Annotated in this window: 21 protein-coding genes and 1 tRNA gene; 14 read left to right on the plus strand and 8 right to left on the minus strand. The window is 67.5% G+C overall.

What is annotated here, in order from left to right; translation table 11 throughout:
* Positions 1–95: 95 nt before the first annotated feature.
* Positions 96–1,193, plus strand: a complete 1,098-nt coding sequence (locus KY497_RS11735) for a VIT1/CCC1 family protein (protein WP_141386055.1) — start codon at positions 96–98, stop codon at positions 1,191–1,193.
* A gap of 15 nt (positions 1,194–1,208) precedes the next feature.
* Here the strand turns inward: KY497_RS11735 and KY497_RS11740 are convergent, their stop codons facing one another.
* Positions 1,209–2,549, minus strand: a complete 1,341-nt coding sequence (locus KY497_RS11740; protein ID WP_219869111.1) for a DUF1254 domain-containing protein — start codon at positions 2,547–2,549, stop codon at positions 1,209–1,211.
* Positions 2,550–2,688: 139 nt separating this feature from the next.
* Positions 2,689–2,771 (minus strand) — tRNA-Leu (locus KY497_RS11745).
* A 111-nt stretch (positions 2,772–2,882) separates the two neighbouring features.
* Between KY497_RS11745 and KY497_RS11750 the strand changes: the two genes are divergently transcribed.
* Positions 2,883–4,178 (plus strand): M20/M25/M40 family metallo-hydrolase, encoded by a 1,296-nt coding sequence (locus KY497_RS11750; protein ID WP_219869112.1) that lies wholly within the window; start codon positions 2,883–2,885, stop codon positions 4,176–4,178.
* Between the two features lie 41 nt (positions 4,179–4,219).
* Entirely contained in the window at positions 4,220–5,044 is an 825-nt protein-coding gene (locus KY497_RS11755) for an undecaprenyl-diphosphate phosphatase (protein ID WP_055868284.1), read from the plus strand.
* Between the two features lie 7 nt (positions 5,045–5,051).
* Here KY497_RS11755 and KY497_RS11760 read toward each other — a convergent pair whose 3' ends face one another.
* Positions 5,052–5,900: a PAC2 family protein gene (locus tag KY497_RS11760; RefSeq protein WP_219869113.1), complete on the minus strand. Its 849-nt coding sequence runs from the start codon at positions 5,898–5,900 to the stop codon at positions 5,052–5,054.
* A 123-nt stretch (positions 5,901–6,023) separates the two neighbouring features.
* Between KY497_RS11760 and KY497_RS11765 the strand changes: the two genes are divergently transcribed.
* From KY497_RS11765 to lnt, 9 genes are read left to right on the plus strand one after another with little or no spacing between them, the layout of a single operon-like run.
* Positions 6,024–6,674, plus strand: a complete 651-nt coding sequence (locus tag KY497_RS11765) for an HAD family phosphatase (protein ID WP_218682756.1) — start codon at positions 6,024–6,026, stop codon at positions 6,672–6,674.
* The gene (locus tag KY497_RS11770; RefSeq protein WP_055872540.1) at positions 6,671–7,690 is read left to right on the plus strand and encodes a tRNA (adenine-N1)-methyltransferase; all 1,020 of its coding nucleotides are present in this window, start codon (positions 6,671–6,673) and stop codon (positions 7,688–7,690) included. The genes KY497_RS11765 and KY497_RS11770 overlap by 4 nt, the downstream gene beginning before the upstream one ends.
* Before the next feature lie 10 nt (positions 7,691–7,700).
* The gene (locus tag KY497_RS11775; protein ID WP_017830631.1) at positions 7,701–8,612 is read left to right on the plus strand and encodes a hypothetical protein; all 912 of its coding nucleotides are present in this window, start codon (positions 7,701–7,703) and stop codon (positions 8,610–8,612) included.
* Positions 8,612–9,604, plus strand: a complete 993-nt coding sequence (locus tag KY497_RS11780) for a YafY family protein (protein WP_141386067.1) — start codon at positions 8,612–8,614, stop codon at positions 9,602–9,604. The genes KY497_RS11775 and KY497_RS11780 overlap by 1 nt, the downstream gene beginning before the upstream one ends.
* Positions 9,601–10,584, plus strand: coding sequence for a YafY family protein (locus KY497_RS11785; protein ID WP_219869114.1), 984 nt, complete (start codon positions 9,601–9,603; stop codon positions 10,582–10,584). The genes KY497_RS11780 and KY497_RS11785 overlap by 4 nt, the downstream gene beginning before the upstream one ends.
* A gap of 44 nt (positions 10,585–10,628) precedes the next feature.
* Positions 10,629–10,865, plus strand: coding sequence for a Sec-independent protein translocase subunit TatA (tatA, locus tag KY497_RS11790; protein WP_017830628.1), 237 nt, complete (start codon positions 10,629–10,631; stop codon positions 10,863–10,865).
* 57 nt (positions 10,866–10,922) lie between these two features.
* A complete protein-coding gene (gene tatC, locus KY497_RS11795; protein WP_031206159.1) occupies positions 10,923–11,681 on the plus strand; it encodes a twin-arginine translocase subunit TatC in 759 nt (252 codons plus the stop codon).
* Positions 11,678–14,152 (plus strand): RNA helicase, encoded by a 2,475-nt coding sequence (locus tag KY497_RS11800; protein ID WP_219869115.1) that lies wholly within the window; start codon positions 11,678–11,680, stop codon positions 14,150–14,152. Before tatC ends, KY497_RS11800 begins: the two co-directional genes overlap by 4 nt.
* Position 14,153: 1 nt before the next feature.
* Positions 14,154–15,686: an apolipoprotein N-acyltransferase gene (gene lnt, locus KY497_RS11805; protein WP_219869116.1), complete on the plus strand. Its 1,533-nt coding sequence runs from the start codon at positions 14,154–14,156 to the stop codon at positions 15,684–15,686.
* On the opposite strand, the gene KY497_RS11810 is transcribed toward lnt, so the two are convergent.
* From KY497_RS11810 to KY497_RS11825, 4 genes are all read right to left on the minus strand, one after another.
* Positions 15,683–16,066 (minus strand): RNA polymerase-binding protein RbpA, encoded by a 384-nt coding sequence (locus KY497_RS11810; protein ID WP_017830624.1) that lies wholly within the window; start codon positions 16,064–16,066, stop codon positions 15,683–15,685. The genes lnt and KY497_RS11810 overlap by 4 nt on opposite strands.
* 124 nt (positions 16,067–16,190) lie before the next feature.
* Complete coding sequence (locus KY497_RS11815; protein ID WP_141386071.1) at positions 16,191–16,967, minus strand: glycerophosphodiester phosphodiesterase family protein; 777 nt, start codon at positions 16,965–16,967, stop codon at positions 16,191–16,193.
* Positions 16,964–17,893, minus strand: coding sequence for an SPFH domain-containing protein (locus KY497_RS11820; RefSeq protein WP_055868247.1), 930 nt, complete (start codon positions 17,891–17,893; stop codon positions 16,964–16,966). The genes KY497_RS11815 and KY497_RS11820 overlap by 4 nt, the downstream gene beginning before the upstream one ends.
* Before the next feature lie 9 nt (positions 17,894–17,902).
* Entirely contained in the window at positions 17,903–18,376 is a 474-nt protein-coding gene (locus KY497_RS11825; protein WP_017830621.1) for an NfeD family protein, read from the minus strand.
* Between the two features lie 122 nt (positions 18,377–18,498).
* On the opposite strand from KY497_RS11825, the gene KY497_RS11830 reads away from it, so the two are divergent.
* A complete protein-coding gene (locus KY497_RS11830; RefSeq protein WP_055872535.1) occupies positions 18,499–19,263 on the plus strand; it encodes an SDR family oxidoreductase in 765 nt (254 codons plus the stop codon).
* 70 nt (positions 19,264–19,333) lie between these two features.
* On the opposite strand, the gene KY497_RS11835 is transcribed toward KY497_RS11830, so the two are convergent.
* The gene (locus KY497_RS11835) at positions 19,334–19,930 is read right to left on the minus strand and encodes an HdeD family acid-resistance protein (protein ID WP_017830619.1); all 597 of its coding nucleotides are present in this window, start codon (positions 19,928–19,930) and stop codon (positions 19,334–19,336) included.
* Positions 19,931–20,112: 182 nt separating this feature from the next.
* Between KY497_RS11835 and KY497_RS11840 the strand changes: the two genes are divergently transcribed.
* Positions 20,113–20,511 (plus strand): helix-turn-helix transcriptional regulator, encoded by a 399-nt coding sequence (locus KY497_RS11840; RefSeq protein WP_258185971.1) that lies wholly within the window; start codon positions 20,113–20,115, stop codon positions 20,509–20,511.
* Positions 20,512–20,515: the final 4 nt, after the last annotated feature.

A 20,515-nucleotide genomic window follows, 5' to 3' on the forward strand; every position in this document is an offset into this window, starting at 1 on the left:
CTGTCAATCCGCGTCTGAGCGAGGTGTGCGCGGGGGTCCGCGGCTAGCGTTGAACGGTTGCCCGCGCACCGGGCACCGTTACACCTGGAGGACTCATGACAGCCCCTGCTGCAGTCGACCCGACCCCCGCCGATCGCCGGCGCTGGGCGCGATACCTGGTCGAGGAGCGCGCGGAAGGCGCCGTGTATCAGAAGCTCGCCGCGCGCAGAGAGGGCGAGGAGCGTGACATCCTGCTCCGTCTCGCCGACGCGGAACGCCGCCATGAGCAGCACTGGCTCGATCTCCTCGGTGCGGAGCCGAAACGGCTCCCTCGTGCCGGTGTCCGCTCGCGTCTGCTCGGCTGGATGGCCGGCCGCTTCGGGTCGATCTTCGTGCTCGCGCTGGCGCAGAGCGCCGAAGCCCGATCGCCCTACGACTCGGAGCAGTACGCCACGCCCGCGATGCGCGCCGACGAGAAGGTCCATTACGAGGTGGTCCGTGGACTCGCAGCGCGAGGCCGCAGGCGTCTCTCCGGTTCCTTCCGCGCGGCGGTCTTCGGAGCGAACGACGGTCTCGTGAGCAACCTCGCGCTCGTTCTGGGCATCGGTGCGACGGGGGTGAGTTCCGGGTTCGTGCTCTTCAGCGGGATCGCGGGACTCTTGGCCGGGGCTCTGTCGATGGGGGCGGGAGAGTTCGTCTCGGTGCGCTCCCAGCGTGAGCTGCTCGCGGCGACCGAGGCGAACGAGGACGCCCACGCGGCCGCCGGGGATCTCGACATCGACGAGAACGAGCTCGCGCTCGTCTACCGGGCACGCGGCATGGAGCCGGAGGAGTCCCTCTCCCGTGCCCGACGTATCGTGACCGCTGCGCAGGCCGGAGTGCGCCGGGCCGCCACCGGACCGGTCAACACCCAGGGCGGCAACGACCACGAGATCGTCGGCAGCGACTGGACCGCAGCGATCGCCAGCTTCCTCCTGTTCGCCTCCGGGGCGATCATCCCGGTCCTGCCGTGGATCTTCGGACTCCAGGGCACCACGGCCGTGATCGTCGCCCTCGTGCTCGTCGGCATCGCCCTGCTGAGCACCGGCGCCATGGTCGGTGTCCTCTCGGGCGGCCCGCCCCTCCGACGCGCCCTCCGTCAGCTCGCCATCGGTTTCGGCGCGGCTGCCATCACCTACGTTCTCGGCCTCGTGTTCGGCGTCAGTGCGGCGTGATCGGAGTGCGCGCACTCACCCCGCCGATCGTGTGATCGCCGGCACCGTGTAGTGCCCCTCGAGCACGGCGGGGGCGGGCTCGTACATCCGCATCACCGGTCGGAAGTCTCCGGCCGGTGAGGGAAGCCAGTTCGCCGCCGCCCTCTCGTCGGCGGGGCGCTCATGGCTGATGGTGATCGTGAGGGCGCCGTCCTCGTCGCGCACGAGACCAGGAGTCCGGTCACCGATCGAATACCGCTCGATCGGGTTCTCGACGAGGTAGAAGTCGGGAACCGAGTACATCGTCAACGACCAGAAGGCGGATACGGGCGGCTCGGGATCCAGACGCAGCGTGTACGTCCGCTCGCCGGTCAGCTGATCCCCATGATCATCGACATAGCTCACGATGTACGCCGCCTCATAGGGGTGGTTCCCCCAGAGGCCACCGAGCGCGGCGGCGGCGCGTTCGGGAATGCGCACTTCGGGGTCGATGATCTTGAAACGGTCGTCGTCGAGGGCTCCGATCTCGAAGTAGTCGAGGTTGTGGTCGAAGGCGTGGAAGGTGAGCTTCCACCCGTTCACCTCCGGGCTGAAGCCGTGCGTCAGGAACGAGTGGAGCGACTGCTGAGCAGCTTCCAGATCGCCGACCAGACGCGCGGCGTCCGAGAGCGCGATCGATGCGTACGGGGAATCTCCTACGACGGCGATCCCTGTCGAGGCCAGCGAGGCCTGCAAGGGGCGATCCCGGGGTGCGGGCGGGAACTGCTGCGACCAGACGCGGAGCTTCTCGAGGAAGAGCGCGCTCTCCGGGACGCCGGGATCCGGGAGGGCGAGCCCCGCGGGCACGGCGTCCGGGTTTCGCGGCGTGAGGGTCGTCGCGTCCTGGAGCGCATGCACGGCGGGGAGTTCGTCGTCGCCGCTCACAGCCCACCGGCCCACGATCGAGGCGACAGTCGTCGGGAACCGGATGACGACCGCGTCGCCGGTGTCGCCGTCCCACGAGGGCGGGACCAGCAGGAACGTCCCCGCGCGTGTCCCCGTGGCGCGGTGTCCGACGTACGCGAAGTTGTTCGTCCACGCGTCGACGAACTGGAGGACGTAGTAGCGGCCCGCGGTGTCCGGGACTCGCAGCTCGACCGGGCCGACGCTGAGGTCCACCTGGGCCATCGAGTAGAGCGTGTCGTTGTTGATCGTCACGAATGTGTCCGCGGGGCCGGCGAGCGTTCGGGCGTGACTGAAGGCATTGAACGGGGCGGCAGGGTTGGAGCCGACTCCCGTCGTCGTGTAACGCGTCACCTGATCGAGGTTGAACACGAGGGGGAACCCGTAGAGGTAGGCCTGAATGATCGTCTGACGATCGGCTTCGAGGGCGGTCATGGCGATCAGGCTATCCAGAGCCGCCCGCACGCAGGGGAGGAGATCATCCCTCCCGGATGAGCCCCCACGGGTGCGTCGCGCCATCGACGGGAGACGACGAAGGCCCCGGATCCGTGGATCCGGGGCCTTCGCCTTCCTGTGCGCGGAGGGGGACTTGAACCCCCACGCCCTTACGGGCACTACGACCTCAACGTAGCGCGTCTACCATTCCGCCACCCGCGCAGGTGTTGGATGATCGTTGCCGACCGAAGAATGACATTACCACGTCCTCCGCGGCCTCTCGAACCGAGGCGCACGCCCGGGCGTGGCGCACGGTTTCGATAGCCTGGAGCCATGACTGATCCGTCCCTTCCGGAGGTCGTCCGCATCGCGAGCGACCTGATCCGATTCGACACGTCCAACTACGGCGGAGGAAACGCGAAGGGCGAGCGCGAGGCCGCGCAGTACGTCGGGGCCTACTTGGAGGAGCTGGGGCTCGAAGTCGAGTACTACGAGCCGATCCCGCGGCGCACGAACGTGATGGCACGCGTGCCAGGACGCGACAGGGACAAGCCCGCGCTCGTCGTGCACGGCCACCTCGACGTCGTGCCGGCCATGGCCGAAGACTGGAGCGTCGACCCCTTCGCCGGCCTCGTGCAAGACGGGATGCTGTGGGGACGCGGCGCCGTGGACATGAAGAACATGAATGCGATGATCCTGACGTCGGTGGCGGAGATCCTTCGCGCGGGCGAACGACCGGAGCGGGATCTGGTGCTGGCCTTCTTCGCCGACGAGGAGAACGGCGGCGTCGAAGGCTCGGCACTGGTCGTGCAGAATCGTCCGGAGTGGTTCGAGGGGGCGACGGCGGCGATCAGCGAGGTCGGCGGCTACTCGATCACGGTCGACGACCGACGCGCCTACCTGCTGCAGGTGGGGGAGAAGGCCCTGATCTGGATCCGGCTGGTGGCGAAGGGGCGCGCGGGTCACGGCAGCCGTCTGCACGACGACAACGCGGTCACGAAGCTCGCAGAAGCCGTCGCGGCGATCGGCCGCACGCGCTGGCCGATCCGGCTGACGTCGACCACGAGAGCCCTGCTCGAAGGACTGAGCGCCCTGAGCGGACGCGGCGTCGATGATCCCGATGCCCTCGCCTCCGCCGCTGGCCCTGCCGAGGCCTTCCTGCGGTCCTCTTTCCGCACGACGACGAACCCGACCGCGCTGACCGCGGGCTACAAGCACAACGTGATCCCCGAGCGCGCAGAAGCGCTCATCGACGTGCGGGTGATCCCCGGGACCGAGGACGACGTCCTGGCCGAGCTCCAGCAGATCGTCGGCGACGAGATCATCATCGAGACGGTCGTCCGGGACATCGGCATGGAGACGCCGTTCGAAGGCGAGCTCGTCGAGGCGATGGTCGCCAGCATCGGTCGACACGATCCCGGCGTGCCGGTCATCCCGTATCTTCTGGGGGCCGGCACCGACAACAAGGCGCTGGCATACCTGGGCATCACCGGCTACGGCTTCGCCCCGTTGAAGCTCCCCGCCGACCTCGACTTCACAGGCATGTTCCACGGAGTCGATGAGCGAGTACCCGTAGACTCGCTTGTCTTCGGCCAGCGGGTGCTGACCGATCTGCTGCGCACGTACTGAGCGTCGCGCGCTCCGTGCCTCCTCCGAACTGAAAGCTCTCCATGCACCTGCTCGAAGCACTGATCCTCGGTGTGGTCCAGGGACTCACCGAGTTCCTTCCGATCTCCTCCAGCGCTCACCTGCGCATCCTCGGCACGTTCCTGCCGTCGGGTGAAGACCCGGGTGCGGCGTTCACCGCGATCACCCAGATCGGCACAGAGGCCGCGGTGGTGGTGTTCTTCTGGCGCGACATCGTGCGCATCGTGACGCAGTGGTTCCGGTCGCTGGTCGGCAAGGCTCCGCGCAACGATCCGGATGCCAGGATGGGCTGGCTGATCATCATCGGCAGCATCCCGATCGTGGTCCTGGGGCTGCTGTTCCAAGACCAGATCGAGACCGTGCTGCGGTCGATGTGGATCGTCGCGGTGATGCTGATCGTCTTCGGAATCCTGCTCGGCGTCGCCGATTACGTGGGGGCGAAGCGCCGCAAGCTCGACGACCTCACCTACCCGCACGGCATCGCTTTCGGTTTCGCGCAGGCGCTGGCGCTGATCCCGGGTGTCTCCCGCTCGGGCGGCACCATCACGATGGGGCTCTTCCTCGGCTACGAGCGTGCCGCGGCGGCGCGCTATGCGTTCCTGCTCGCGATCCCCGCGGTGTTCGGCAGCGGCTTCTACCAGGTCTTCAAGAGCTGGGGCGAGCCGTCGTTCTTCTCCTTCGGCGACACGCTCGCCGCGACCGGAATCGCATTCGTCGTGGCGCTCGGGGTGATCGCGTTCTTCATGAACTGGATCTCGAAGCGCAGCTTCCTGCCCTTCGTGATCTACCGCATACTGCTCGGCACCGTCCTGCTGGTCCTGCTCGGCACCGGTGTGATCGCGGCCTGAGCCGGGCTCAGCGTTTGCGGTCGCCAGGGCCGTCGTCGCGGCGGCGCAGGTAGCGCTCGAACGCCTGGGCGATCGCGTCGCCTGATGCCTCGGGGGAGTCCCACGTGTCGCGGGTGCGCTCGAGCTGACGGATGTACTCCGCCATGTCCTCGTCCTCGGACGCTGCGGCGTCGATCGAGGCTTCCCAGGTCGCGGCCTCGGTGCGCAGCGTCTGGCGATCGACGTCCAGGCCGGTGAGCTCCTCGAGGCGGTCCAGCAGCGCCAGCGTCACCTTCGGCGAAGGGGTCGCCGAGGCGACGTAGTGCGGCACGCTCGCCCACAGACTGGCCGTGGGGATGCCCGCGTTCTCGGCGAAGTGCTCGAAGACGGTGAGGATACCGACCGGACCCTCGTACAGCGAGCGCTCGAGGCCATGCGCCTCGCGCACCTGCTCGTTCTGGCTCGAGGAGAAGATCGATATCGGTCGGGTGTGCGGGACATCGGCCAGCATCGCCCCGAGAGTCACGAGACCGGTGATGTCGTCGCGGAGAGCGATGTCGATGAACTCGGAGGCGAAGGCCTGCCAGGTGCGCGCAGGTTCGGCGCCCGTGAGCAACCAGAACTCGGGCCCGGGCGCAGGATCGCGCGGACGCCACAGTCCGGCCTCCGGCCACGTCAGCTGGCGGCGTCCCTCGGCATCCATCCGCGTCGAGGGACGCGTGTACTGGTAGTCGAAGTACAGCTCAGGGTCGACGGAGTGCACGAGGTCGTACTCCGACGATGAGCGCAGCGCCTCGATGGCGCTGCTAGCCGCTTCACCCGCATCGTTCCAGCCGTCGAAGGCGGCGATGACGATGCGCGGACCGAGAACATCCATCGAGGGCTCCCTTCGAGATCGCGGTCGTGATCCTTCCAGGCTAGTCCGCGAAGGCGGGATGCGGGCGGCACCACGGCTACCATGGGTTCAGTGAGCAGAAAGCCCAGCGCGGTCCTTTGGGACATGGACGGAACACTCGTCGACACCGAACCGTATTGGATGGCCGCCGAGACGGCGCTGGTCGAATCGTTCGGAGGTTCCTGGACCCACGAGGATGCGCTGCAGCTGGTCGGAAGCGGATTGCTCGACAGCGCGGTGATCCTGCAGAACGCCGGTGTCGCTATGGAGCCCGAGGCGATCGTGTCCCACCTGACCGACGTCGTGCAGGAATCGCTGCGCACGCAGGGCGTCCCGTTCCGCCCCGGCGCCCGCGAGCTCCTCCGTGACCTCCGCGAGGCGGGGATCCCCACAGGCCTGGTGACCATGTCGCTGCGTCGCATGGCGCTCAACGTCGTCGACCTCATCGAGTTCGAGGCCTTCGACATCGTCGTCGCCGGCGATGACGTCGACAACCCCAAGCCCCACCCCGAGCCCTACCTGCAGGCGGCCGCGCTTCTGGACGTCGACATCGCCGAGGTGATCGTCATCGAGGATTCGCCGACGGGCGTGCGCGCCGGCCTCGCCTCCGGGGCGCTGACCCTCGCGGTTCCCCACATCGTGCCCCTCGACCACCTCGGCGCTCACGAGCTGTGGTCCACCCTCGCCGGCAGGGGCGCCGACGATCTCACCGATCTCTTCGACAGCAACACCGCCGTGACAGGAGCCACCCGATGACCGATTCCCGCGTACAGCGGCCGAGCGGTCCGTTCCGTGCGGGCGATCGCGTACAGCTGACCGGGCCGAAAGGCCGACTGCACACCGTGACGCTCCGCGAAGACGGAGAGCTCCACACGCACCAGGGCGTGCTTCGTCATCGCGACCTCATCGGGCTTCCCGACGGCTCCGTCGTGGCCAACAGCTCCGGGCACGACTACCTGGCGCTGCGGCCTCTGCTGCGGGACTTCGCGATGTCGATGCCCCGCGGCGCGGCGATCGTGTACCCCAAGGACGCGGCCCAGATCGTGATGCAGGCCGACATCTTCCCCGGGTCGGTGGTGGTCGAAGCCGGCGTCGGCTCCGGCGCGCTCTCCCTCTCGCTCCTGCGCGCCGTGGGCCCGGCCGGGAAGCTGATCTCCTTCGAGCGTCGCGAGGACTTCGCCGATGTCGCCCGCGGAAACGTGGAGACCTTCTTCGGTGAGCACCCGGACACCTGGCGCGTCGTCGTGGGCGATCTCGTCGAGGCCCTGCCGAACGAGGTGGCACCGGCCTCCGTCGACCGCGTGGTGCTCGACATGCTCGCGCCGTGGGAATGCATGGATGTCGTGGCCGACGCCCTCACCCCCGGCGGCGTCGTGCTCTGCTACGTGGCGACCGCGACCCAGCTCTCCCGTGTGGCGGAGTACATCCGCGGCACGGGACTCTTCACCGACCCCGACGCCTCCGAGACGATGGTCCGCGGCTGGCACGTCGAGGGGCTCGCCGTGCGCCCTGATCACCGGATGGTCGCGCACACCGGGTTCCTCCTCACGGCCCGCCGACTCGCTCCCGGTGCCATCGCGCCGTCGGTGAAGCGGCGTGCGTCCAAGAGCAGCTACGGCGATGAGGACGTGGAGGCGTGGACGCCCGGCGCCGTCGGTGACCGTGAGATCAGCGACAAGAACCTCCGCAAACGCGCACGAGAAGCGGAGAAGGCGGCCGAAGGGGCGCGCCTTGCCGCCGCATCGCGCGATTCCGGGCACGCGACGGAATAGACTGGAGCGCGTGCGTAAAACGTCCGCCGTTCTGGCATCCCTCAGCCTCGCCGTCCTCGCCCTGACGGGCTGCACCGCGACAGCATCCGACGGTGTCGCCGCGTGCGACCGCGGCGGCAACGACAAGATCCTGAACGTCGCCGACGTGAGCGGTGACCTCGGCTCCGTCCCCGATGTCGACGTCTTCGGACCGGTCAAGACCGACAAGACCTCGTTCGCCGACGTCACCGTCGGAGACGGTCTGGCACTGGGATCGGACTTCCAGCCCGTGGTGCTGGACATCGCCTTCTACGGCGGAGACAGCGGCAAGGCGCTCTACCAGTCCGAGTTCAACGGCGACCAGAGCCGCGTGCACAGCATCGACTACTGGGCTCAGCGTTCCGCGGGTCTCGCGGACGTTCTCGAGTGCGCCACCGGTGGCAGCCGTGTCCTCGCCGTCCTGACTCCGGAGGACTTCGGGGCCCAGAACGTCCAGGCGTTCGGTCTCGACAAGGGCGAGAACATCGTCGCGGTCATCGATGTGCTCGATGTCATGCCGGCGAAGGCATCCGGTGCACTGCAGTTCAACGACGCACGCGGCCTACCCAGCGTCGTCCGCGCCCCCGACGGCACTCCCGGCATCATCATCCCCGATGTTCCCGCGCCGACCGAGATCGTGACGCAGACGCTCATCAAGGGCGATGGCCCGAAGGTGAAGGAGGGCGACATCGTCGTCTCCAACATCATGGGTGTCGGCTGGGACGACAAGACGGTCACCACGAGCTCGTGGGGCAAGGACGCGAGCGTGAGTGTGGCCGCCGAGCAGCTCGTGGGCGCCACCGTCGGGTCGCAACTGCTCGTCGTCTTCCCTGCTGCCGAGAGCGCTCCGGCCACGGCGATCGTCGTCGACATCCTGGGCGCAGTGACGGCGCCCACGCAGTGATGGCCGCCCGTATCCCCGCGGAGGAGCGCCTGACGAATCTCGTCGTGGCGCTGATGGCCACGGAGATCGGGTTGACCAAGCAGCAGATCCTCGACAACGTCTCCGGGTATCGGCAGCGCGCAGAGGCGGGCACCCGATCGGACGCCCTGGAGAAGATGTTCGAGCGGGACAAGGACGAGCTGCGCTCGCTCGGCGTGCCCATCGAGACCATCGGGGACGCTGCGGATCCCAACGACCTCCGCGAAGCGCGCTACCGCATTCCCCAGGCGGAATACGATCTCCCCAGCGACATCGAGTTCTCGCCGGCCGAGCTGGCAGTGCTCCAGCTGGCCGGAAGCGTCTGGAGCGCCGAATCCGTCTCCGGGGACGCTCAGTCGGGTGTCCGCAAGATCCGTGCCCTCGGGATCGACGGCGACGAGCCGATCATCGGTTTCGCCCCTCGTATCACGGCTAGGGATGCCGCGTTCTCTCCGTTGCAGGATGCGATCGAACGGTCCCGAGTGGTCTCCTTCGACTACCTGAAGCCCGGCGAGGATGCCCCTCGCCGGCGCCGCGTCCGCCCGCTGGCGCTGGTCGACTACGAGGCACGCTGGCATGTCTTCGGCGTCGACGTCGATGCAGAGGAGGACCGCACCTTCCTGCTCAGTCGGATCGTCGGGGATGTGCGGGTGAGCTCCCAGAGCTTCGACCCCGCCCTGCGCGACGGTGCGGGGGATCGCGCACTCGCAGGGTTGGAACGGGTCGCGTCCGAGAACTCGGCTCTCCTGGAGATCACCCCGGGTACGGAGGCCGCACTGCGCCTGGGCCGAAGGGCCACATCAGCTCCTCAGGGCATCAACGTGCCCTTCGTGGACCTGCACATCCTCGCGGACGAACTCGCCTCGTACGGTCCGGAGGTTCGCGTGGTCGAGCCCGCACCGTTGCGCGACGCCGTGATCGCGCGTCTTCGCGCCGTCGCCGAGCTGCACACCGACGAGGAGGAGGCGAGATGACCGCCAAATCGAAGCCGTTGCTCGCCGCCGACCGGGTGCGGTTGTACCTGACCCTTGTTCCTTATGTGCTCGAGCACGGACAGGTGTCCCTCGAAGAGGCCGCGGCGGAGTTCGGCGTCACGTCGCAGGAGATGCGCGGCATGGTCGAGAAGCTCACCGTCATCGGGCTTCCCGGTGAAGACGGCTATTGGCAGCAGCCGCAGGAGATGTTCGACATCAACTGGGACCTCCTGGACCTCGAAGACGTCATCGAGATCACCAACGATGTCGCGCTCCGTCGTGTGCCGCGCTTCACCGCGCGGGAGGCGGCCGCCCTGCTCGCCGGTCTGCAGATGGTGGCCGCGGTTCCCGCCGTCTCGGACTCGGGCCTGGTGGCCGGACTGATCTCGAAGCTGTCCCGTGGCGCTGCCGACGCGCCCGCCGACGTGGTCGTCGCGCCCAGCGCCGTCGACGAGGTTCGTGAAGCGGTGGCTCGAGGCCTGCACGAAGGTGTCGCGATCGCCTTCACGTATCAGGCTCCCGATGCCGCGCCGACGACGCGCACCGTCGATCCGATGCAGATCCTGATCACGAACGGACAGTGGTATCTGCAGGGGTGGTGCCACCTCCGGAAGGCGATGCGCACCTTCCACCTCGACCGGGTGAGCGCACCGACGCTGACAGAGATCCCGATCACCCACAGCGGAGATCAGGTTCCGGAGGCGTTCGTCGGACTCGACGAGGAGCGCGAGGTGACGGTGCGCGTCGCCGAGCGTCTCGCACCCCTGCTCAGCGGATTCGTGCCCACCGGGGCGACTGAGGCGGTCGACGGCGCAGTGACCACTCGGCTGCATCTCGCCGACCCGCGCGGCATCAAGCGGCTCGCGGCGCGCTTCGGGGGAGCCATGGAGGTCCTGGAACCGGGTGTAGCCCGCGCGGCGACCAGGGAGTGGGCAGCCGCAGGACTCGCCCTCTATCGCCAACCCGAAGCAAAGGTTTGATCTGTAGACTGGATCGAACGCTCACCGACGACGGGAAACCTGACATGTTCGCTGGAATGCAAGGCTGGCACCTGCTTATCGTGCTGGCAGTGATCCTCCTTCTTTTCGGTGCGGCGAAGCTGCCGGCCCTCGCCAAGAGCATGGGTCAGTCCGCCCGCGTGTTCAAGGGCGAGATGAAGGCGATGAAGGACGATGACGCCGCTCGCACCGAGTCCGCAGCCGTCGACCCGACCACGGTGAAGGACTCGGGCATCGACCCTGAGACTCCGCCCCGCGCCTGACCGGCCGTGGCAGCCATCGAACCGACCGTGATGCCGAAGGCGGATCGGGATCGACGGATGTCGCTCGGCGCGCATCTCGTCGAACTGCGCAAGCGCCTCATGTTCGCTGCGCTCGCTCTCGTGGTCGGCATGGTCATCGCCTTTCTCGTGGCTGACCCGATCATCAACTTCATCACCGAACCGGTGCGCATCATCGCCGAGAAGCGCGGAGACGACTTCAGCGCGCTCAACTTCGGAACCATCACCTCGGCGTTCGACATGCGCATGCGCATCGCGTTCTCCATCGGCATCTTCCTGTCGGCTCCGGTCTGGCTGTGGCAGGTCTGGGCGTTCATCATGCCCGGCCTCACTCGCAAAGAGGTCAGGTACACGATCGGTTTCGTCGTGGCTGCCGTTCCGCTGTTCTTCGCCGGCTGCTACCTCGGGGTGATGATCATGCCCCACATCATCGAGCTCATGTGGAGCTTCACCCCGGCCGGAGCGACGAACCTCTACTCCGCCCAGGAGTACTACGACTTCATCTTCAAGCTGATGATCGTGATCGGCATCTCGTTCGTGCTGCCGGTGTTCCTGGTCGCTCTCAACCTCGCCGGCGTCATGTCGGGCCGAGCGATCCTCAAGGGATGGCGGGTCGCCATCATCATCGCCACGGTGTTCGCCGCTCTCGCGACGCCGGCCGCCGACGTCGTCAGCATGCTCATGCTCGCGGGTATCCTGATCGTCCTCTTCTTCGCCGCCGCGGGTCTCTCCCTGATCTTCGATCGACGCAAACGCAAACGCGACGAGGCATCAGGGCTTCTGCCGGATCCGGCATGAGTTCGCCCTCGGAGAGGTACGCGCGCGCGCAGGAGGCAGTGGAGCACCCGCAGTCCACAGCGTTCGCGGCGTTGCAGAAGTTCCAGCTCGACGCCTTCCAGGTCGCAGGCTGCCACGCGCTCGAGAGCGGACGCAGCGTACTGGTCGCAGCCCCCACGGGTGCGGGAAAGACCATCGTCGGTGAGTTCGCGATCCACCTCGCGATGCAGACCGCGAGCGACAAGGCGTTCTACACGACGCCGATGAAGGCGCTCTCCAATCAGAAGTTCAGAGAGCTGGTCGACGTCTACGGAGCCGATCAGGTGGGTCTGCTCACCGGCGACACCAACATCAACGGCAACGCCCGCATCGTCGTGATGACCACCGAAGTCCTGCGCAACATGATCTACGCCGACTCCTCGGCGCTGCGGGACCTGCGCTACGTCATCATGGACGAGGTCCACTACCTCGCCGACCGCTTCCGCGGCGCGGTGTGGGAAGAGGTCATCATCCACCTGCCGGCGCGTGTGCGCCTGGTCTCCTTGAGCGCCACCGTATCCAACGCCGAGGAGTTCGGTGATTGGCTGGACACCGTGCGCGGCGACACCGAGGTGATCGTCTCCGAGATCCGGCCTGTGCCGCTGGAGCAGCACGTGCTCGTCCGCGACGACCTCCTGCCGCTCTTCGACGATCGTGCCGGCCCGGCCACCGCGCAGGTGAACCAGGAGCTGATGCGTATCCGCTCCTCTACGGGCACGACATACGAGAACAACCGTCAGGCGCAGTCCTACCGCAGCGACCGCCACGCCGGTCGTCAGGCGAAGCGGCCTCAGCGAGGCGGCCGTCGTCCGGTACGCGCCGCCAACGCACGCCGGATCGAGCGGATGGATCGCCCCGACGTCGTGCGACTTCTGGAGCGGGCGAATCTGCTCCCGGCGATCTTCTTCATCTTCAGTCGGGTCGGGTGCGAGGCCGCCGTGCAGCAGGTGCGTCGGGCAGGGATCCGGCTCACCTCGAACGAGGAGCGTTCCGAGATCCGCGCCATCGTCGAGGAGCGCACGCGCACCCTCCAGGAGGAAGACCTCGGCGTGCTCGGCTACTGGGAGTGGCTCGACAACCTCGAGCGCGGCGTCGCATCGCACCACGCGGGGTTGCTGCCCGCGTTCAAGGAAGTCGTCGAGGAGCTCTATCAGCGCAAGCTCGTGAAGGTCGTCTTCGCCACCGAGACGCTCGCGCTCGGGATCAACATGCCGGCGCGTACGGTCGTGCTCGAGAAGATGGAGAAGTTCAACGGCGAGGCCCGTGTCGCCATCACCTCGGGGGAATACACACAGCTCACCGGGCGCGCCGGGCGTCGAGGCATCGACGTCGAAGGTCACGCCGTGGTGCAGTGGACCGAGGGCATGGATCCGCAGGCGGTCGCGGCGCTCGCTTCCCGCAGGACGTATCCGCTGAATTCGAGCTTCCGCCCCACGTACAACATGGCTGTGAACCTGATCGACATGTTCGGCAAGGTCAGGGCCCGGCAGATCCTGGAATCGTCGTTCGCGCAGTTCCAGGCGGACCGTGCCGTCGTCGGGCTGGCGCGTCAGGTGCGCGAGGCCGAGGAGTCTCTGGCCGGCTACCAGAGCGCGATGGCATGCGAGCACGGAGATTTCCCCGAGTACGCGGCCATCCGGCGCGAGCTGAGCGACCTCGAGAAGAAGAACCGACAGGATTCGAACGCGCCGCGTGCGTCGCGCGACAAGCGCATGAAGCGCATGCAATCATTGCGCACGCAGATGCAGCGCCACCCCTGCCACCGCTGTCCCGATCGTGAAGCTCACGCGCGGTGGGCGGAGCGCTATTGGAAGCTCAAGCGCCAGAACGACCGGATCCGTCGTCAGATCGAGACGCGCACCGGTTCCGTCGCGCGCGTCTTCGACCGTGTCATCGAGGTGCTGGAGACACTCGACTACATCGTGGACGACGGCGAGGAGACCACTCTGACCGAGGCCGGACGCACCATGCGCCGTATCTACGGTGAACGCGATCTGCTGGTCGCCGAGTCCCTGCGCCAAGGCCTGTGGGCCGGTCTCGACGCCCCCTCACTCGCCGCCATGGCGTGCTGCCTGGTGTACGAGCCCCGCCGCGACGAAGCGAATGCGGGGGAGCGGGGTCTGCCGCGCGGTGCCTTCCGCGCGGCGTACGAGAAGACGACGACGCTGTGGGCCGAGCTCGACGATCTGGAGCAGGACCATCACCTTCCCGGCAGCGAGCCGTTGGCGGCCGGGCTCGCCGGGGCGATGCACTCGTGGGCGCGCGGCGGAATGCTCGACCGGGTGCTGATCGACGCCGACATGGCGGCCGGTGACTTCGTGCGCTGGGCGAAGCAGACGATCGACCTGCTGGATCAGCTCTCGATCGTGGCGGAGGACGCCACGATCGCGCGGACCGCGCGGGCCGCGCTCGACGGCGTGCGCCGGGGCATCGTCGCCTACTCCTCGATGTGAGATGGATGCGATGACCGACAAACGAGCGCCCCAGCGCGCCCTCCTGCCTCTGTGGGCCGCTGTGCTCTCCGCCGGACTCGCCGCGGTGATGATGGACCTGGCCTATCCGGAGGCCGCCGTATGGATCCTCGCCTTCCCGGCGACCGCTCTCGTTCTGGTCTCACTGATCGGACGCCGTTTCGGGGGAGCGCTGCTGGTCGGAGTCGTCTACGGGATCCTGTTCTTCGGACTTCTCGTCTCCTGGACGTCGCGCTACCTGGGCCCGGTCCCGTGGGCCGCTCTCAGTGTCCTCGAGGGAGTTCTGACGGGAATCGCCCTCGTCCCGATCGCCCTCGCCTACCGGTGGCTCCCGAAGGCCTTCCCCGGGACCGCAGGACGCCTCCTGGCGCTTCCCGCTGTCGTCGCCGCCCTCTGGGTCGGCCGCGAGCTTTTCGTCGGCTCGTGGCCCTACGGGGGCTTCCCCTGGGCGCGCATCGGCATGAGTCAGGCGGAGAGCCCTCTGGCACCGGTCTCCTCATGGGTGGGCGTCAGCGGACTCAGTTTCCTCATGGTCTTCGTCGTGGCGATGCTCATCGAGGTCGCGCGCATGCGGGCATGGCGACGGCCACTCCTCGTGATCGCGCCCGCCGCCCTCGTGGTGGTGCTCCTGTTCACCCCGCTCTTTCCCACGTCTTCGAGCGGTTCCCTGCGGATCGCTGCGGTGCAGGGAAACGGTCCGACCGGCTACTTCGACGACCGCGAGCCGTTCTCGGTGATCCAGGCGCAGACCGACGCGACCGCGCCTCTCTACGGCGAGGATGTCGATCTCCTGGTGTGGCCGGAGGGGTCGTTGGACGGCGACCCGTTCCAGATCGACGCCCTCGCTCGGCGGATGACTCTGCTCGCCAACCGGATCGACGCCCCGCTGCTGGCGAACGCGGCGACAGGCCGGGAGGACCGATACTTCAACACGTCGATGCTGTGGAATCCCGACGGCACGGCGACACAGCTGCATGACAAGCGCCACCCGGTCCCGTTCGGCGAGTACGTGCCGGATCGCGCTTTCTTCAACGCGCTCGCTCCCGACCTCATCGGACTCATCCAGAGGGAGTACACCCCGGGCTCGAACCCTCCGCTGGTCACCGTCGAGGGTGTCCCTGTCGGCCTCGCCATCTGCTTCGACGTGATCTACGACGACGTGATCTGGCAGGGCCTGAACTCCGGCGCTGAGGTGATGGTGTTCCAGACGAACAACGCGGACTTCCGTGGCACGGACGAGAATCTCCAGCAGCTGGCCTTCGCCCGGATGCGGGCCATCGAGACGGGCCGCAGCGTGGTGAACGTCTCGACCGTCGGCACGAGCCAGATCATCCGCGCCGACGGATCGACCGTCACGAGCCTGGATGCAGATGAGGCCGGAGCGATGCTCGAGGATGTCGAGCTCCGATCCGGCCTCACAGCTGGTGTGGTGCTGGGCCCCTGGGTGCAGGCGATCCTGCTCTGGGGCGGTCTGGGCGCGCTCCTCGTCGGGTGGTGGCGCGCCAGGAGGCGCTAAGCGCCGATCTTCTCCCGGGTCGGGTCTTCGCCGGCACCGCGGCGGGCGCGGATGAAGGCGAGGCGCTCCTCGAGGAGTTCCTCGAGTTCTGCGCGGCTACGACGCTCCAGCAGCATGTCCCAGTGGGTGCGGGCAGCCTTCTCGTCGGTGACCTCGAGCGTGACGGCCTGGCCGTCGACGTTCAGGCGGGCTTCGGCGCCGCACGCGCGGCACTCCCAGGTCTGGGGCGGTTCTGCGTCCGCCGCGAACATCAGGTTCGTGACGTGGCCGCAGGTGTCACAGGTGTAGGTGGTCTCACGGCGCTCCATGAAAACGACGCCCTCTTCGCTCTGTAGGCTCTGGGCGCCGAGTCGGATGCCGCGCAGGCTGCGATCTGCCATTGTGTGGTCCTCTCGTCGCTGTCAGGTATAGCGCTCCAGCCTGTGCGCTTCATCCACGCGGCCGCCTTCTCGGCGGAACTCACAGGTTAATCCCAGCGCCGGAGGTTATGGGACGCGTCGGAGGTCAGCGGGGGATCAGCGCTTTGAGTGCCACGTCCGCGCGATCGGAGACGATTCCGTGGGCGCCGAGAGCGATGAGGCGATGCATGTGTTCGGGCTCGTTCACCGTCCATACGTGGACTTCGACGTCATGTCGTCTGGCAGCGCGGACGAGGGCCGGCGTCATGACCTTCAGCGCACCGTAGCGCTCGGGTATCTGCAGAGCGTCGACCTCCCGGAGCACACGAGCGGGGGAGAGGCGCAGCGCCGACAGAGCCCTCAGCGCGGCGATCGTTCCGCTCCCACCGGATGTGGCGGGGCGAAGTGCTGCTCCGGACCGCAAGACCGAGGCGAGCGCGGCTCGACGGGTCGCGTCGGAGAAGCTCGTCAGGAGCACCCGGTGCGTGTGCTCGACCAGTATCGGTCCGAGCGGATCGACGGCTGCGGGGGTCTTCACATCGATGTTGAAGCGGACGTCCGGGAAGGAAACCAGTGCCTCGGCCACCGTCAGGAGCCCGCCGTGGTCCGCGAAGAGCATCCGGAGCTCTCGAGTCCGCACCTCCCGCACGCTGCGGCTGTCGCCGACCAGCCGGGTCAGTGTCTCATCGTGGAACAGGACGACGTCGCCATCAGCCGTGACCTGGCAGTCGGTCTCGATGTAGTCGATGCCTGCCGCATGCGCAGCGGCGAATGCCGCAGCGGAGTTCTCCCAGACGCCCGAGTCCTCGCCTGCCGCGGTGATCAGACCGCGGTGGGCGAGGACTCGGGGATGCCGCGTCTTCGAGAAGTACGGGTGCGTCACGCGCCCGGCAGCGTGTTCGTCGGGCCCTGGCCCGGCTTCGGGGTGAATGCACTGCCGATGCCCTTGAGCGCCTCGGTGAGTTCGCTCGGGATGATCCACAGCTTGTTGGACTGACCCTCGCTGATCTTCGGCAGCATCTGGAGGTACTGGTAGGCGAGGAGCTTGTCGTCCGGCTCGCCCTGATGGATCGCGCTGAAGACGTTCTGAATGGCCTCGGCCTCACCCTGCGCACGCAGCACGGCGGCCTGCTTGTCGCCCTCTGCGCGGAGGATCTCGGCCTGGCGAGCACCTTCGGCTTCCAGGATCGCGGACTGCTTCGTTCCCTCCGCCGTCAGGATCGCGGCGCGGCGGTCACGCTCGGCGCGCATCTGCTTCTCCATGGAGTCCTGGATCGAGATGGGCGGGTCGATCGCCTTGAGCTCGACGCGACCGACGCGGATGCCCCACTTGCCTGTCGCCTCATCGAGGACGACACGGAGCTGACCGTTGATGTTGTCGCGGCTGGTGAGCGCCTCTTCGAGGTTCAGTCCACCGACGACGTTACGCAGAGTGGTGGTCGTCAGCTGCTCGACCGCGCCGAGGTAGTTCGCGATCTCGTAGGTCGCGGCGCGCGCATCGGTGACCTGGAAGTAGACGACCGTGTCGATCGACACGACGAGGTTGTCCTCGGTGATCACCGGCTGCGGCGGGAACGAGACGACCTGCTCGCGCATGTCGATCAGAGGGCGCAGGCGATCGATGAAGGGCACGAGGACGTTGAGCCCGGGGGTGAGGGTCTTGTGGTAGCGCCCGAGGCGTTCGACGACCCCCGCTGTGGCCTGCGGGATGATGCGGATCGCGCGAGCGACGGTGACCACCACGAAGATGATCACCGCGATCACGAGGACCCACAGGATCGCGGTGGGGATGAACGATGCGTCGTTCACGGGGTTCTCCTAGTCGTTGACGGGACGGACGATGGCGGTCGCGCCGTTGATCGCACTCACGGCGACCGGAGCGCCCTGGGGGATCGGCACGGGTGTGGCGGTGCGTGCGGTCCAGGTGTCGCCGTTGGCGAGCTTGACCTGACCCGAGATCTGCGTGATCTCGTGCAGCGCGATGCCGCGGAGGTCGACGAGGGCGTCGACGTTCGACTTCGTCGGATCCTCCCCGCGCCGCAGGCGCTTGAGCAGCGGCGGCCGCAGGAAGAGGATGAACAGCGCGGCCGCGGCGGCGGCGATGATCACCTGCACCCACACCGGGACGCCGATCAGGTCGGTGACCAGACCGACGACGCTGCCGAAGCTCAGCATGAGGAAGGTGAAATCCAGCGAGAGCATCTCGATGACGAGGAAGACGGCGATCAGGACCAGCCAGCCGATCCAAGCCCATTGGTCGATGAACGTGACGAATGTCGTGAAGTTGTCCATGCGGCCTCCTTTGTGGTCAACGTATCACGCGGGCGTCCGCGGATCCGGGTGCCACAGCGCGCGCTTGGTAGTGTGTGAGGGCCGTGCGATCACGGCTTTTTCACGCATCATGAGGAGTCACCGTGACCGACGTTCTTCCCGCAGGATCCCTTGACGGCAAGGTCGCCCTTGTCACCGGTTCATCGCGGGGCATCGGCGCCGACACCGTGCGCTACCTCGCCGAGGCCGGTGCCGACGTCGTCATCAACTTCCGCAACAAGGCACCGCGTGCCGAGAAGCTGGCCGCACAGCTGCGCGAGCTCGGTCGTCGTGCGCTCGTCGTCGGTGCCGACCTGACCGACCCCGAGTCCGTCGCCGAGATGTTCGACGCCATCCGTGCCGAGTACGGGCGCCTCGACGTGCTCGTGCTCAACGCGTCCGGCGGCATGGAGTCCGGCATGGCCGAGGACTACGCACTCACCTTGAACCGCGACGCCCAGCTCAACGTCCTGAACGCGGCGACGCCCCTGCTCGGCGAAGGCGCGCGCGTGGTGTTCGTCACCAGCCACCAGGCCCACTTCATCCGGACCACGCCGACCATGCCGGAGTACGAGCCGGTGGCACTCTCCAAGCGCGCAGGAGAAGACGCGCTGCGCGAGCTCATCCCCGGTCTGGCCGCGAAGGGGATCGGGTTCACGGTCGTCTCCGGCGACATGATCGAGGGGACGATCACCGCGACGCTGCTGGAGCGGGCGAACCCGGGAGCGATCGCGGAGCGCCGGGAATCGGCGGGCAAGCTCTACAACGTTTCGGAGTTCGCGGCAGAGGTCGCCAAGGCAGCCGTCGACCCCGTGCCCGCGGACAACACGCGCCTCGTGGGTGACGTGAGCGCCTTCGCGGCCGAGTAGTACGACACAGAGAATCGGCCCCGTCCTGCATCATGCAGGACGGGGCCGATCGTGTTTCAGGCGATGAGCGTCAGCTCGCCGCTCCGCCCTGGACGGCGGACACGAACTCCTTCGCGTCCCGACCGAGCGTGATGGCACGCACGATCTGAACGATGCCGAGCACGACCAGCGAGATGCCCAACAGGAGCCAGAACGCGAAGCCGGCGATCAGCGGCGAGAACAGGACGATGATTCCGGCGACGATGCTGAGGATCGCGTAGAGGACGGTCCAGACCCGCGACCCGTCGCTGCCGAGCAGCGTGAGGGCGACGATCCCGTCGACGATCCAGCTGACGCCGATGAAGATCACGACGACGAACGCGAGCGTGGCTGCGGCGGCGTTCAGGTTGAAGAACGCGATGACACCGGCTGCGATGTACAGCAGGCCGAGGACGATGTGGCCTACGCGGGCCCATCCTCCCTTCGCGCTCGAGAAGATGCCGAGCCCGACGTACACGAGACCGGCGACGACCAGGTACGACGCGAAGATCGCCGTCACGATGACCGCGGACTTGATGGGCCAGACGAGGAGGACGATTCCGGCGATCAGCGCGATGACGCCGGCGACCGCCAGCGTGACCCGGATCGACTTGAACAGAGACTTGGCCTCCGTGAGTGGTTCAGACATGGTGGGGAGCCCTTTCTGAGAAGATGCTGTAAGGATGCATCCTCAGGGTAGCGTTCCCGTGCTCCGGGATGGGGGAGAAGGTCCCACCCGCGTTTCGCTCCGTCACGCCGCGACTTCCGGCGACATGGCAAGATCGAGTCGTGCCCGCCGTCGACGAAGATCGCCTGCGTGAGCTCGCCGTGATGAGAAGGGTCAGAGACCGCATCGACCGCGAGTACGCCAGGCCGCTCGACGTGCAGGCTCTCGCGGACGGCGTGCACATGTCGGCCGGGCATCTGAGCCGACAGTTCCGCGAGGCCTACGGCGAATCGCCGTACTCCTACCTGATGACTCGGCGGATCGAGCGTGCGATGGCGCTGCTACGGCGCGGTGACTTGTCGGTGACAGAGGTGTGCTTCGAAGTGGGGGGCTCCTCGCTCGGCTCGTTCAGCACGAGATTCTCGGAGCTGGTCGGTGTCGCACCCAGCGTGTACCGTGAACGCGCCGCCACCGTCGAGGGGATTCCCTCGTTCCACGCCAAACAGGTGACCAGACCGATCAGGAATCGAGAAGCGCCGCGCACCGATGCGCACCTACCGTGAACAC

Source organism: Microbacterium sp. PAMC22086 (genome assembly GCF_019443525.1).
Lineage (GTDB): Bacteria > Actinomycetota > Actinomycetes > Actinomycetales > Microbacteriaceae > Microbacterium > Microbacterium maritypicum.